Annotated in this window: 13 protein-coding genes; all 13 read right to left on the reverse strand. The window is 68.7% G+C overall.

The annotated features are described in order from the left end of the window. Positions 1-1632: ribonuclease J (locus tag JNL41_RS21770; protein WP_293478394.1), on the reverse strand; the 1632-nt coding region annotated here is incomplete at its 3' end. Then, positions 1629-2402, reverse strand: coding sequence for a type III pantothenate kinase (locus JNL41_RS21775; RefSeq protein WP_293478383.1), 774 nt, complete (start codon positions 2400-2402; stop codon positions 1629-1631). The genes JNL41_RS21775 and JNL41_RS21770, both read right to left, overlap by 4 nt. Next, positions 2403-3143 carry a biotin--[acetyl-CoA-carboxylase] ligase gene (locus JNL41_RS21780; RefSeq protein ID WP_293478384.1) on the reverse strand — a complete coding sequence of 247 codons (741 nt, stop codon included), beginning with the start codon at positions 3141-3143 and terminating at the stop codon, positions 2403-2405. It lies immediately after the preceding gene. A 4-nt stretch (positions 3144-3147) separates the two neighbouring features. Then, positions 3148-4575, reverse strand: a complete 1428-nt coding sequence (gene nuoN, locus JNL41_RS21785) for an NADH-quinone oxidoreductase subunit NuoN (protein ID WP_293478385.1) — start codon at positions 4573-4575, stop codon at positions 3148-3150. An 11-nt stretch (positions 4576-4586) separates the two neighbouring features. After that, positions 4587-6068, reverse strand: coding sequence for an NADH-quinone oxidoreductase subunit M (locus JNL41_RS21790; RefSeq protein WP_293478386.1), 1482 nt, complete (start codon positions 6066-6068; stop codon positions 4587-4589). Positions 6069-6082: 14 nt separating this feature from the next. After that, positions 6083-8188 carry an NADH-quinone oxidoreductase subunit L gene (gene nuoL, locus JNL41_RS21795; protein ID WP_293478387.1) on the reverse strand — a complete coding sequence of 702 codons (2106 nt, stop codon included), beginning with the start codon at positions 8186-8188 and terminating at the stop codon, positions 6083-6085. A gap of 6 nt (positions 8189-8194) precedes the next feature. Then, positions 8195-8500: an NADH-quinone oxidoreductase subunit NuoK gene (nuoK, locus tag JNL41_RS21800; RefSeq protein WP_293478395.1), complete on the reverse strand. Its 306-nt coding sequence runs from the start codon at positions 8498-8500 to the stop codon at positions 8195-8197. A gap of 99 nt (positions 8501-8599) precedes the next feature. Further along, positions 8600-9223, reverse strand: coding sequence for an NADH-quinone oxidoreductase subunit J (locus tag JNL41_RS21805; protein WP_293478388.1), 624 nt, complete (start codon positions 9221-9223; stop codon positions 8600-8602). A gap of 154 nt (positions 9224-9377) precedes the next feature. After that, complete coding sequence (gene nuoI / locus JNL41_RS21810) at positions 9378-9869, reverse strand: NADH-quinone oxidoreductase subunit NuoI (RefSeq protein WP_293478389.1); 492 nt, start codon at positions 9867-9869, stop codon at positions 9378-9380. Then, the gene (locus JNL41_RS21815; RefSeq protein ID WP_293478390.1) at positions 9869-10084 is read right to left on the reverse strand and encodes a hypothetical protein; all 216 of its coding nucleotides are present in this window, start codon (positions 10082-10084) and stop codon (positions 9869-9871) included. Before JNL41_RS21815 ends, nuoI begins: the two co-directional genes overlap by 1 nt. After that, the gene (gene nuoH, locus JNL41_RS21820; RefSeq protein WP_293478391.1) at positions 10081-11160 is read right to left on the reverse strand and encodes an NADH-quinone oxidoreductase subunit NuoH; all 1080 of its coding nucleotides are present in this window, start codon (positions 11158-11160) and stop codon (positions 10081-10083) included. Before nuoH ends, JNL41_RS21815 begins: the two co-directional genes overlap by 4 nt. Positions 11161-11403: 243 nt before the next feature. Further along, complete coding sequence (gene nuoG, locus JNL41_RS21825; RefSeq protein ID WP_293478392.1) at positions 11404-13443, reverse strand: NADH-quinone oxidoreductase subunit NuoG; 2040 nt, start codon at positions 13441-13443, stop codon at positions 11404-11406. 184 nt (positions 13444-13627) lie between these two features. Further along, positions 13628-13976: NADH-ubiquinone oxidoreductase-F iron-sulfur binding region domain-containing protein (locus JNL41_RS21830; RefSeq protein WP_293478393.1), on the reverse strand; the 349-nt coding region annotated here is incomplete at its 5' end.

Raw genomic sequence — 13976 nt, forward strand, 5'->3', positions numbered from 1 at the left:
GCGTTGGCTCGCCTTCTTCACGGCGCGGTTGACGGCGGTCTCGACGGTGTCGTCGAACTCGAGGCCCTCGCCCTTCAGACGCTTCACGGCCGCCTCGGCCTCGTCGGCCAGGTCGTCGAGCGCGTCTTCCAGGTCGTCGTCGCTGTCGGACGGCAGGCCGATCGCGCGGACCTGCGGCGACGAGGCCAGCTTGTTGCGCCCGTCCAGCACCACGGCCACCGTCACCACGCCGTTGAACGACGCATGTCGCCGCTCGCGCAGCGCCTCGCCGTTCTCGGGCGTCAGCACGCCGGCGTCCACGAACAGGCGGCCTGAGGGCACCTCGTCGATCACCTCGGCGCGACCGGGCGCCAGACGCACCATGTCGCCGTTGCGGGGCGTCACCTGCTGCGGCACCTGCAGGTCGCGTGCGAAGGCGGCGTGCTCCATCAGGTGGCGCCGCTCGCCGTGCGTCGGGACCGCGATGGCAGGCCGCGCCCAACTGTACATCTCGGCCAGCTCGTCGCGGCACGGGTGACCCGAGACGTGGATGCCCGGATGGTCGCGCTCGGTGTAGAGCCGCACGCCGCGCTCGGTCAGCTTGTTCTGCAGGTTGCGGATCGGGATCTCGTTGCCCGGGATCACCCGGCTGGAGAACACCACGCTGTCGCCGGCGCCCAGGTTCACGTGCGGGTGGGTCCCCTCGGCGATGCGGGCCAGCGCGGCCCGGGGCTCGCCCTGGCTGCCCGTGCAGAGGTAGAGCACGCCGTTCTCCGGCAGGTGCTTCGCCTCGGTGTCGTCCAGGAACGGCTTGATGTCCTCCATCAGGCCCACCGACTTGGCGGCCGCCGCCATCCGGTGCATCGAACGCCCGGCGAGGCACACGCGACGCCCGTTCGCCTCGGCCGCCCGGATCACGCTGTCCATCCGCGCCACGTTCGAGGCGAAGCAGGCCACGGCCACCTTGCCCTTCAACCCGCCGATCAGGCTGGTCAGCGCCACGCGCACGTCGGCCTCCGACCCGGCGTGGCCGTCCACGAAGACGTTGGTGCTGTCGCACACCATCGCCAGCACGCCCTCGTCGCCCAGCTTGCGGATCGCGGCGGCGTCGGTGACGTCGCCCAGCAGCGGATCGGGGTCGATCTTCCAGTCGCCCGTGTGCAGGATCGTGCCCAGCGGCGTCCTGATCGCCAGCCCGTTCGGCTCGGGGATCGAATGCGTCAGCGTGATCAGGTCCAGCGTGAACGGCCCGAGTTCGATGGTCCCGCCCAGGGGGACCTCGGTGATCTCCACCTCGTCCAGCAGGTCGGCCTCGCGCAGCTTCTCGCGCAGGATGAAGGCCGTGAACGGCGTCGCGTAGACCGGCGCCTTCAGCCGCGGCCACAGCCACGCCACCGCCCCGATATGGTCCTCGTGCGCGTGGGTCAGCACGATGCCCAGGATCCGGTGGGCGTGCTCCTCGATGAATTCTGGGTCCGGGAGGATAACCTCCACGCCCGGCGTCGTCTGATCGCCGAACGTCACGCCCAGGTCGACGACGATCCACTTGCGGTCGTGCGCCGGCCCGAAGCCATAGAGGTTGAAGTTCATCCCGATCTCGTTCGAGCCGCCCAGCGGCAGGAAGACGAGTTCGTCGTTTGGGTTGGCCATCAGCCGGCTTTCTTGTTCCGCCGCCAGATCTCCAGCATCCCGCGGATGGTGAGGTCGGGGTCGAAGTGGTCGATACTCGTCGTGGCGCCATGGAAGAGCGAGGCGACGCCGCCCGTCGCCACCACGGTCAGCGGCTTGTGGTGCTCGGCCTTGATGCGGGCGATGAGACCCTCGATCAGGGCGATGTAGCCCCAGAATACGCCCGACTGCATGGCGCCCACGGTGTCGGTTCCCACCACCCGCTGCGGCTTCTGGATGGCGACCCGGGGCAGTTTGGCCGCCGCCTGGTGCAACGCCTCCATGGAGAGGTTGATCCCAGGCGCGATCACGCCGCCCTCGAAGCCGCCGTCCGCCGCGATGATGTCGAAGGTGGTGGCCGTGCCCGAGTCGATGACGATCAGGTCGCCGGGATAGACCACGTGCGCGCCGATCGCGTTCACCAGCCGGTCGGCGCCGGCCTCGGACGGCTTCTGGATGCGCACCGGGATGCCCAGGTCGACGTTGTCGCCCACGACCAGCGGCTCCACATGCAGGTAGCGCCGCGCCAGGTTGCGCAGGTTGAAGATCGACTGCGGCACCACGGACGAGACGATGCAGCCGTCGAACTGGTTGAGGCTGAGGCCCGCCATCGCCAGCAGTTGCGAGAGCCAGACGGCGTATTCGTCCGCGGTGCGCGTCGAATCCGTGCCGGCGCGCCACTGGGCCGTCCACCGTTCGCCGTCATGCACCGCGAACAGCGTGTTGGTGTTGCCCTGTTCGATCGCGAGCAGCATTCACGCGCCTCCGAAAAACACGTCGCCGGCCGTTATGCGCTCCACGGCTCCGTCGTCCAGCCGCAGACGCAGCGCGCCGTCCGGATCGAGCCCTTCCGCCACGCCGCTGAGCGTGCGGTTGGGAAGCCGCGCCTCGCAGCGCTGGCCGATGCCCGTGGCGCGTTCCGACCACCCCGCCGCCACGGCCGCGAAACCGTGCGTGCTCCAGGTCGTGCGCCAGCGCTCGAACGCATGCGCCAGAACCTCCAGCGCCGCGCGGGGCTCCGGAGGCTGTCCCGCCATGTGCTCGGCGAAGGCCGTCGCCGGCCGCTCCACGTCCTGCGGCGCGTGAGCCAGGTTCACGCCGATCCCGACCGCCAGCCACAGGCGCCCGTCCGGCCGTGCGCCGCTCTCGACCAGGATGCCCACGGCCTTCTTCCCATGCACCAGCACGTCGTTGGGCCACTTCAGCCGCGCCGCGCCCGCGCCCAGGCAGGCGTCGGCCAGGTCGCAGGCCGCCAGCGCCGCCACGAACGACAGTTGCGCCGCCTCGCCCGCGGGCCGGTCGGTCACCGTCAGCAAGGTGGCGGCCAGGTTGCCCCGGTTCGTCGACCACGCCCGGCCGCGCCGGCCGCGCCCGGCGGTCTGCACGGCGGCGGTGATCCACACGGGACCCACTTCCCCCGCTTCGGCGCGTCGCCGCGCCTCGGCGTTGGTGGAGTCGAGTTCGTCGTAGGCCTCGATCGGCGGATGGGCGGCCAAGCCCTTAGACCAGCCCCAGCGCCTGGGCCGCCGTGGCGGCCGCGTCGTTGAGCCAGTAGAGCGCCACGATCACCACCGGGAAGGCGAAGGCAGCCGAGGCGATGGCGATGGCGTTGGCCTCCACCGGCGGCTTGTCGGTCGCCCCGGCGCTGCCGTCGAACCACATCACCTTGATGACGCGCAGGTAGTAGAAGGCCGCCACGACCGAGCCGATGAGGCCCGCGACCGCGACGCCCCAGAGGCCCGCGTCCAGCGCCGCCTTGAAGACCGCGATCTTGGCGAAGAAGCCCGAGAACGGCGGCAGGCCCAGCGCCGACAGCGAGAAGATGGTGATCGCGAAGCCCAGCGCCGGCCGCTCCTTGATGAGGCCGGCCAGGTCGTCGATCGTCTCCATCGCCCGGCCCTGGCGCGACAGCGCCGCCAGGCAGGCGAAGAAGCCCGTCACGTCGATCATGTAGAGGATCATGAAGACCAGCATGCCCTGCACGCCTTCCGACGTGCCCGACGCGAGGCCCAGCAGCGCGTAGCCGATGTTGGCGATCGAGGAGTAGGCCCAGAGGCGCTTCAGGTTCTTCTGCACCAGGCCCGCGAAGGCGCCCACCGCGATGGAGATCAGCGAGATCGCCACCAGCACCTGCTGCCACTGGTCGGTGGCCCCGGCGAAGGCGTCGGCCAGGACGCGGGCGAACAGCATCATGGCGGCCAGCTTCGGGGCGGCGGCGAAGAAGGCCACGACCGGCGTCGGCGCGCCCTCGTAGACGTCGGGCGTCCACATGTGGAACGGCGCCGCCGAGACCTTGAAGGCCAGGCCGCAGATCAGGAAGACGAGGCCGAACAGCAGGCCGGTGTTGTCGGGCGCGCCCGCGGCCGCCGCGATGTCCGGGAACAGCGTCGAGCCGGCGAAGCCGTAGATCAGGCTCGAGCCGTAGAGCAGGAGGCCCGACGAGAGCGCGCCCAGCACGAAGTACTTCAGCCCCGCTTCCGAGGCCTTGGCGTTGTCGCGCTGCATGGCCGCCAGCACGTAGAGCGCCAGGCTGTGCAGTTCCACGCCGACGTAGAGCGAGATCAGGTCGCCGGCCGAGGCCATCATGCCCATGCCGAGCGCGGCCAGCAGGATCAGCACGGGGAACTCGAACGCCCTCATCCCGCGCCGCGCGAACCACGACTGGCCCAGCGGGATCGCCACGGCCGAGGCCAGGTAGATCGCGACCTTCGAGAAGGTCGCCGCCGCGTCGGAGATCAGCCCGCCGCCGAACGCCACGCCGAACGGCTGCGTCGCCGAGGCCACCGCCGCGGCCACCAGCACCAGCACGGACGCGCCGCCGACCAGCGCCGTCTGCTTCGGCGCGAAGGCGCCGATCACCAGCAGCGCGAGCGCGCCCACGGCGAGGATCACTTCGGGATAGGCGTAGGCCAGATCGGCGGAGAGCATCTCGGAAACCCCTACCCGCCGATGGCCGCCTGGTAGACCCGCACTAGCTGGTCCACCGACGCACTCGTCAGGTCGAATACGGAATTGGGCTGGATGCCCAGGTAGAGCGTCGAGACGATCAGCGGCGCGAAGATCGCGACCTCACGCCATTCCAGGTCGGTGATCGTCTCCAGCTTCGGGTTGGTGATCGTGCCGAACACCACGCGCCGGTAGAGCGTCAGCATGTAGACCGCCGAGAGGATCACGCCGCTCGCCGCGAGGATCGCCGTCCAGGTCGACACCCGGTAGGTCCCGGTCATCGACAGGATCTCGCCGACGAAGCCGCTCGTGCCCGGCAGGCCGACGTTGCCCATGCTGAACAGCAGGAACACCGCCGCGTACCACGGCATCCGGTTCACGAGCCCGCCATAGGCGGCGATCTCGCGGGTGTGCATGCGGTCGTAGATCACCCCGACGCAGAGGAAGAGCGCGCCCGAGATCACCCCGTGGCTCAGCATCTGGTAGATCGCGCCCTGCTCGCCCACGGCGTTGCCCGAGAAGATGCCCATGGTCACGAGGCCCATGTGCGCCACCGACGAATAGGCGATCAGCTTCTTCACGTCGTTCTGCCGGAAGGCCACCAGCGAGGTGTAGATCACCGCGATCACGCTGAGCGCGAACACCAGCGGCGTGAACAGGTGCGACGCGTCGGGGAACATCGGCAGCGAGAACCGCAGGAAGCCGTACCCGCCGAGCTTCAGGAGGATGCCGGCCAGGATCACCGAGCCGGCCGTCGGCGCTTCGACGTGGGCGTCGGGCAGCCAGGTGTGGACCGGCCACATCGGCATCTTCACCGCGAACGACGCGAAGAAGGCCAGCCACAGCCAGGTCTGAGCTTCGGGCGTGAAGGCGAACCGCATCAGCTCGGGGATCGAGCTCGTGTGCGCCTGGCCCATCATCCACAGGATGGCGGCCAGCATCAGGATCGAGCCCAGCAGCGTGTAGAGGAAGAACTTGAACGCCGCGTACACCCGCCGCGCGCCGCCCCAGATGCCGATGATGAGGAACATCGGGACGAGGCTGAACTCGAAGAAGACGTAGAAGACCACGATGTCGAGCGCGCAGAACACGCCCGTGACCAGGACCTCCAGCAGGAGGAAGGCGGCCATGTACTCGTGGACCCGCTTGTCGATCGATTTCCACGACGCGGCGATGCAGATCGGCATCAGGAAGGCGTTCAGCAGCACGAACAGCACCGAGATGCCGTCGATGCCCATCCGGTAGTGCAGGCCCGCGAACCACGGGACGTCTTCCACGAACTGGAAGCCCGGATCGTTCGGGTCGAACTGCACGACCAGCAGGATCGACACGGCGAAGGTCGCCAGCGTCGAGATCAGCGCGATCCACCGGGTCGTCTCGACGCCCTGGGCGTCGTCCCTGGCGAACAGGCGCAGCGCCAGGATGCCGAAGACGCCGACCAGCGGCAGGAAGGTGACGAGGGAGAGAATGGGCATGTCCGTCGGCTCCCTCAGGCGGTCCAGGCCACCAGGGCGTAGGTCAGCAGACCCGCCACCCCGAGGAGCATGACGAAGGCGTAGTGGTAGACGTAGCCGCTCTGGATCTTGCCGGCGCCCTTGCCGACCTTCACCGAGAGCGCCGAGACGCCGTCAGGGCCGAGCCCGTCGATGAGCTTCTGGTCGCCGACCTTCCAGAAGAGGTCGCCCAGGACCTTGGCGCCGCGCACGAAGGTCGCCTGGTAGATCTCGTCGAAGTACCACTTGTTGTAGAGGAACTGGTAGGTGATGCCGCCGTTCGCCGCGAGGCGCGCGCCCGACCCCTCCTTCCACAGATACATGTAGGCCGCGACCAGCAGGCCCAGCACCGACGCCGCCAGCGGCGCCAGCACCACCCACGTCGGCGCGTGATGCTCGGCCGCGTGCCTGGCCGGCAGGTGGAAGATCGCGCCCTTCCAGAACTCGCCCATCTCGGCGCCGATGAACTGGTGGTGGAACAGGAAGCCCGCCGCGATCGCCCCGATCGACAGCACGATCAGCGGGATGCGCATCGTCCACGGGCTCTCGTGCGGCTGGGCGGGGCCGTGGTGGTGAGCGCCGTGCCCTTGATCCGCATGGGCCGCCTCCGGCTCGCTGTGCGTCTCGATCTGCGCGTGGCTGGCGTGGTCGTCCGCGGGCGCATGGTCGTGGTCGCGGTTGTGCCAGTGGTGCTCCAGGTCCTCGGACGTCCAGCGCGCGTGGCCGTTGAAGGTGAAGAAGGCGACGCGCCAGGAGTAGAAGGCGGTCAGGCCGGCCACGAAGACGCCGATGGTGAAGGCGAAGTAGCCCATCGGCTGGCCCGCCCCGCCGGCCTCGTAGGCGGCGTGGATGATGGCGTCCTTGGAGTAGAAGCCGGCGAAGCCCAGGTCGATGAACGGGATGCCGAGGCCGGTGATGGCGATGGTCCCGATGGTCATCACGCCGAAGGTGATCGGCAGGAACTTCATCAGGTTCCCGTAGCGGCGCATGTCCTGCTCGTGCGCCATGCCGTGGATCACCGAGCCCGCGCCCAGGAACAGCAGCGCCTTGAAGAAGGCGTGCGTGAAGAGGTGGAACATCGCCGCCTGGTAGGCGCCCACGCCGGCGGCGAAGAACATGTAGCCGAGCTGCGAGCAGGTCGAATACGCGATCACCCGCTTGATGTCGTTCTGCGTCAGGCCGACCGTCGCGGCGAACAGCGCGGTGACCGCCCCGATCACCGTCACGATCGTCTTCGCCGCCGGGGCGTATTCGAACATCGGCGACAGCAGGCAGACCATGTAGACGCCGGCGGTCACCATCGTGGCCGCGTGGATCAGCGCCGACACCGGCGTCGGGCCTTCCATGGCGTCGGGCAGCCAGGTGTGCAGGAAGAACTGCGCCGACTTGCCCATGGCGCCCACGAACAGCAGCGCGCAGGCGAGGTCGACCAGGCTGAAGGTCCACGAGCCGAAGTCCCAGCCCTTGCCGACGCTGGCGGCGATCTGCGGGAAGACCTCGTGGAACTGGATCGTCCCATAGGCCCAGAACACCGTCATGATGCCGAGCGCGAAGCCGAAGTCGCCGACCCGGTTGACCACGAACGCCTTGATGGCCGCCGCGTTGGCCGTGTCCTTGTGATGCCAGAAGCCGATGAGCAGGTAGCTCGCCAGGCCCACGCCTTCCCAGCCGAAGAAGAGCTGCATGAAGTCGTTCGCGCTGATCAGCGCCAGCATCGCGAAGGTGAACAGCGACAGGTAGGCGAAGAACCGCGGCTTGCTCGGATCGTCCGCCATGTACCCCCACGAATAGAGATGCACGAGCGACGACACGGTCGTCACCACGACCAGCATCACCGCCGACAGCCCGTCGAGGCGGAACGCCCAGTCGGAGACGAAATTCCCGACGTGGATGAACGGCGCGTAGGTCACCGTGAAGGGCTCGAGGCCGCCCCAGGTCCACTGGCTGAACACCACCCACGACAGGATGGCCGACAGGAACAGGAAGCCCGTGGTGACGCCGCGGCTGAGGTTGTCGCCGATCCGGCGGCCGAACAGCCCCGCGACGGCCGCGCCGATCAGCGGGCCGAACAGGATGATGGTGACGAGGGTTTCAGCGCTCACGGAAACTCAGCCCTTCATCATCGAGGCGTCGTCCACGGCGATGTCGCCGCGGTTGCGGAAGAAGGTGACGAGGATGGCCAGCCCGACGGCGGCTTCCGCGGCCGCCACGGTCAGCACGAACATCGCGAAGATCTGGCCGGTCAGGTTCCCGAGGTACACCGAGAACGCCACCAGGTTGATGTTCACCGCGAGCAGCATCAGCTCGACCGACATCAGGATGACGATGATGTTCTTGCGGTTCACGAAGATGCCGAAGACGCCGATCGTGAACAGGATGGCGGCGACCGCCAGGTAGTGCTCGAGGCCGATGATCATCCGCCTACGCTCCTTCGGAGCTACGGAGGAGCGATCCCCCGTTGAGTTGAGTCGTCATCGCGGAGGCGCGTCCTCCGGAGCCTTGGCGAAGCAGGATCATTCCCCGATCCCCTCGCCCGGCTTCAGGTCGGTGACGCGCATGCCGGTCTTCGGCGTGCGCAGGACCTGGTTCATGATGATCTGGCGCTTCACGCCGGGCTTGTGGCGCAGCGTCAGCACGATGGCGCCGATCATGGCGACCAGCAGCACCAGGCCCGCGGCCTGGAAGAAGTAGACGTAGTCCGTATAGAGCACCCGCCCGATCGCCTCGGCGTTCGACAGCGCCGCGTCGGCGCCCGAGGCCGCCGGCCCCTTCGCGTCGGCCGCCGCGCCGCGGCCCGCGACCGTCGCCGACACCAGCACCATCTCGGCGGCCAGGAAGCCCGCGATCACCAGGCCCAGCGGCATGTAGCGCGCGAAGCCCTGCCTGAGCGCCGTGAAGTCCACGTCCAGCATCATCACGACGAACAGGAAGAGCACCGCGACGGCGCCCACGTAGACGACCACCAGCAGCATCGCCAGGAACTCCGCGCCCATCAGGACGAAGAGGCCGGCGGCCGAGAAGAAGGCCAGGATCAGCCAGAGCACCGAGTGGACCGGGTTGCGGGCCGAGACCACGCAGAATCCGGCCGCCAGGGTGACCAGCGCCATCAGGTAGAATGCGATCGCCTGCAGGGCCATCGGGTGTGCTTACGTCCCTCGGTTCACTCTCTTGCTCGTCATCTCCGGGCTTGTCCCGGGGATCCGGAAACGCCGGCGTCCATCGGCGTCTCCGGATGGCCGGGACAAGCCCGGCCATGACGTTTTCAGGCGGCGCTGAAAGGCGCCGCCGTGCTTATCGGTACGGTGCGTCCAGTTCCAGATTCTTCGCGATCTCCCGCTCCCAACGGTCGCCGTTGTCCAGGAGACGGGCCTTGTCGTAGTAGAGTTCCTCGCGGGTCTCGACGGCGAACTCGGTGTTCGGGCCTTCCACGATGGCGTCCACCGGGCAGGCCTCCTGGCACGGGCCGCAGTAGATGCACTTGACCATGTCGATGTCGTAGCGGGTCGTGCGGCGCGAACCGTCCGCGCGCGGCTCGGCCTCGATGGTGATCGCCTGCGCCGGGCAGATCGCCTCGCACAGCTTGCAGGCGATGCAGCGCTCCTCCCCGTTGGGATAGCGGCGCAGCGCGTGTTCGCCGCGGAAGCGCGGGCTCTGGGGGCCGCGCTCGTGCGGGTACTGCACGGTCTTCTTGGGCGCGACCATGTACTTCATGCCCAGCCCGAAGGCCCCCACGAAGTCCATCAGCGCGGCGCCCTTCAGCGCCTGTCCGATCCGGTTCAGCATCACTTCTTCTCGCAGGCGTAGTCGTCCAGGAACTGGGCGTCGCCGTTCTTCTGGAGCTGCAGATGGCCGCCCTTGTCGGCGCAGGCCTTCTGCGCGGCCTTGATCTCGTCGTAGGTGGCCAGGCCGCCGGCGCGGCCGAAGCCGGCGCCGCCGCCGCAGGCCGCCTGGGCCAGCGCGGCGATCGCGACGGCGAGCGTGATGGCGATCCGTCTCATCCCGGCAGCCCCGTGTAGACGAGCCAGCCCGACACCGCGAACACGGCCACCAGCGACGTCGGCAGGAACACCTTCCAGCCCAGCCGCATCAGTTGGTCGTAGCGGTAGCGCGGCACGATCGAGCGGACCATCGCGTTCATGAAGAACACGAAGAAGGTCTTGCCCGCGTAGAAGACGAGGCCGTGCAGGCTGGCCAGCCACGCCGGCCACGAGGCCAGGTAGCCTTCCGGCCACGGCGCGTGCCAGCCGCCCAGGAACAGCACCGCCATCAGGCCGCTCATCAGGACGATGTTCGCGGTCTCGGCGAGGTAGAACAGCATGTAGGGCGTCGAGCCGTATTCCACGGCGTAGCCCGCCACCAGCTCCGACTCCGCCTCGGGCAGGTCGAAGGGCGGCCGGTTGGTCTCGGCCAGGCCCGAGATGAAGAAAATCACGCCCATCGGGAACATGATCAGGATCAGCGGCAGGTTGTTCAGCGTGCCCTCTTTCGAGCCGCCGAACATGTTCCAGTTGATGAACCAGCCGGCCTGCGCGTCGGTGATGGTCGTCAGGTTCATCGAGCCCGCGATCAGGATCACGGTGATGATCACGAAGCCGATCGAGACCTCGTAGCTGACCATCTGCGCGGCCGAGCGCAGCGAGCCCAGGAACGGGTACTTCGAGTTCGAGGCCCACCCCCCCATGATGATCCCGTAGACGCCCATCGAGGAGACGGCGAACAGGTAGAGGATGCCGACGTTGATGTCGGAGACCATCCAGCCCGGCGCGATCGGCATCACCGCCCACGCGCCCAGCGCCAGCGTCACGCTGATGAGGGGGGCCAGCAGGTAGACGGCCTTGTCGGCGCCCGCCGGGATCACCAGCTCCTTGATCAGGAACTTGCCCAGGTCGGCGAACGACTGGAGCAGGCCGAACGGGCCCACCACGTTCGGGCCCTTCCGGGCCTGCACGCCCGCGAAGATCTTGCGGTCGCCGTAGATGATGAAGGCGATCGTCAGCAGCAGGACGACGGTGACGGCCAGGATGTGGGCCACCGTGAGGATCGTCCAGCCGACAGGTGTTTCCCAGAAATTCAAAGCAACACCCCCAACGCTGCTCTCGCCTCCCCCGCGCAGCGGCGGGAGGGGGACCGCCCGCCGAGCGTAGCGGAGAGCGGGTGGTGGAGGGGGCGCGCCCCATCCGCTGAATCGAAAACGCCGGACCGATCCGCCGAGCGTGCGGCACGCCCCCTCCACCACGCCCTCTTCGGGGCGCGGTCCCCCTCCCGCCGCTGCGCGGGGGAGGTAAGGGTGGCGATGAGCGAAGTGTGCTGCATCCCCCTACTCCGCCGCGATCTTGGCCGCGCCCGAGGCGAGCTGGGCGCATTCGGCCATCGTCACGCTGGCGCGGGCGATGGGGTTGGAAAGGTGGAAGCTGGCCACCGCGCTCTTGAACGGCGCGTCCGAGACGTCGCCCTTCCGGCCGAGGCCCGCGTAGTCGACCGCCGCCGCCGTCTCCGGCACGTAGTCGATGCGGCCGAACGTCGGATGATCGGCGAACAGCTTGGCGCGGAGCTGGTCCAGCGTGTCGTAGGGCAGCTTGGCGCCCAGCTTCTCGCTGAGCGCCCGCAGGATCGCCCAGTCCTCGCGCGCCTCGCCCTTCGGGAACACGGCGCGGAAGCCCATCTGCACGCGGCCCTCGGTGTTCACGTAGAGGCCGTTCTTCTCGGTGTAGGCCGCGCCCGGCAGGATCACGTCGGCCTTGTGCGCCCCGGCGTCGCCGTGCGTGCCCAGGTAGACCACGAACGCGCTGGACTTGCTGAGATCGACCTCGTCCGCGCCCAGCAGGAACAGCAGGTCGGCCCCGCCCTTCGCCGCCAGTTCGCCCGCCGTCCTGCCGCCCTCGCCGGGCGTGAAGCCCAGGTCCAGGCCGCCGACCCGGCTCGCCGCGGTGTGCAGCACGTTCCAGGTCATGCCGTAGGTCTTGGCGACCGCCGCGGCCGCCGCCAGCACGGCGGCGCTGTCGTCGCGGGTCAGCGCGCCGGCGCCCACGATGATCGCGGGCTTCTTCGCGTCCTTCAGGCCCTTCACGAAGTCGGACTTCGACTTCGCCAGCCCGCCCAGCGACGCGGCGCCCGCGCCCAGGTGTTCGTAGTCGTAAGTCAGGTCGACCGCCTCGCCGACCACGCCGACCTTCGTCGCGCCCGCCAGCCAGCGCTTGCGGATGCGCGCGTTCAGCACCGGCGCCTCGAGCCGCGGATTGCTGCCGACGAGCAGGATATAGTCCGCGTCTTCAAGGCCCTGGATCGACGAGTTGAAGAGCCAGCTCTCGCGCTGACCGCCGCCCAGCACCATGCCGTCCTGCCGGCAATCCAGGCTCTTCACGCCCATCGCGCCGAACAGGTCCAGCGCCGCCTTCATGGACTCCGCGTCCTGCAGGTCGCCGGCGATCACGCCGATGCGGTCCGGGCTCGTCGCCTGGATCTTCGCGGCCACCGCGTCCAGCGCCTCGGCCCAGGTCGCCGCGCGCAGCTTGCCGCCTTCGCGCACGAACGGCCGGTCCAGCCGCTGCCGGGCCAGACCGTCGACCGCATAGCGGGTCTTGTCCGAGATCCACTCCTCGTTGACCGCCTCGTGGGTGCGCGGCAGCACGCGCAGCACCGCCGGCCCGCGCGCGTCCACCCGGATCGCCGAGCCCAGGGCGTCCATCACGTCGACGCTCTCGGTCTTCTTCAGCTCCCAGGGTCGCGCGTTGAACGCGTAGGGCTTGCTGGTCAGCGCGCCCACCGGGCACAGGTCGATCACGTTCGCGCTCAGCTCCGACGCCACGGCCTTGTCGAGATAGGTCGTGATTTCAACGTCTTCGCCTCGGGAGATGAGACCGATTTCCGGCACCCCGGCCACTTCGGTGATGAAGCGGACGCAGCGCGTGCATTGGATGCAGCGGGTCATGACCGTCTTGATCAACGGCCCCATGTACTTCTCTTCGACCGCCCGCTTGTTCTCGGAATAGCGGCTGTCGTCGCGGCCATAGCCCATGGCCTGGTCCTGCAGGTCGCACTCGCCGCCCTGGTCGCAGATCGGGCAGTCCAGCGGGTGGTTGATGAGCAGGAACTCCATCACCCCGTGGCGCGCCTTCTTCACCATCGGCGTGTCGGTGAAGATCTCCTGGCCTTCGGCGGCCGGCAGCGCGCACGACGCCTGCGGCTTCGGCGGGCCGGGCTTCACCTCGACCAGGCACATGCGGCAGTTGCCGGCGATGCTCAGGCGCTCGTGGTAGCAGAACCGGGGGATCTCCTTGCCGGCCAGTTCGCACACCTGCAGGACGTTCATCCCCGGCTCGAACTCGACCTCGACCCCGTCGACCTTGGCTATGGGCATCAGGCTTGAACTCCCATCCCCGGAAGCTCGTCATGGCCGGGCCTGTCCCGGCCATCCCGACGCGCCGGCGATGCCGGGAAAGCCTGGACGGACGACACAGCCAGCCCGGAGGCGACGGTGTTCCTGGGTGGCCGGGACAGGCCCGGCCATGACGTCTCGAAATGTGGGGCGCAGCGCATCGACGTCACTCCGCTGCGATGCTGGCGCCGGCATAGCTGCCCTTGCGCGCGCGGTAGTTGTTGATGCGGTCCTCGACCTCGCTGCGGAAGTGGCGGAACAGGCCCTGGATCGGCCAGGCGGCCGCGTCCCCGAGGCCGCAGATGGTGTGGCCCTCGACCTGGCTGGCCACATCGAGCAGCAGGTCGATCTCGGACATCTCGGCTTCGCCGGTCACCATCCGCTCCATGACCCGCCACATCCAGCCGGTGCCTTCGCGGCACGGCGTACACTGGCCGCAGCTCTCGTGCTTGTAGAAGTAGGCCGCCCGCGCGATGGCCTTCACCAGGTCGGCGTCCTTGTCGAACACGATCATC

Source organism: Phenylobacterium sp. (assembly GCF_016793285.1).
In the GTDB taxonomy this organism is placed as follows: Bacteria; Pseudomonadota; Alphaproteobacteria; order Caulobacterales; family Caulobacteraceae; genus Phenylobacterium.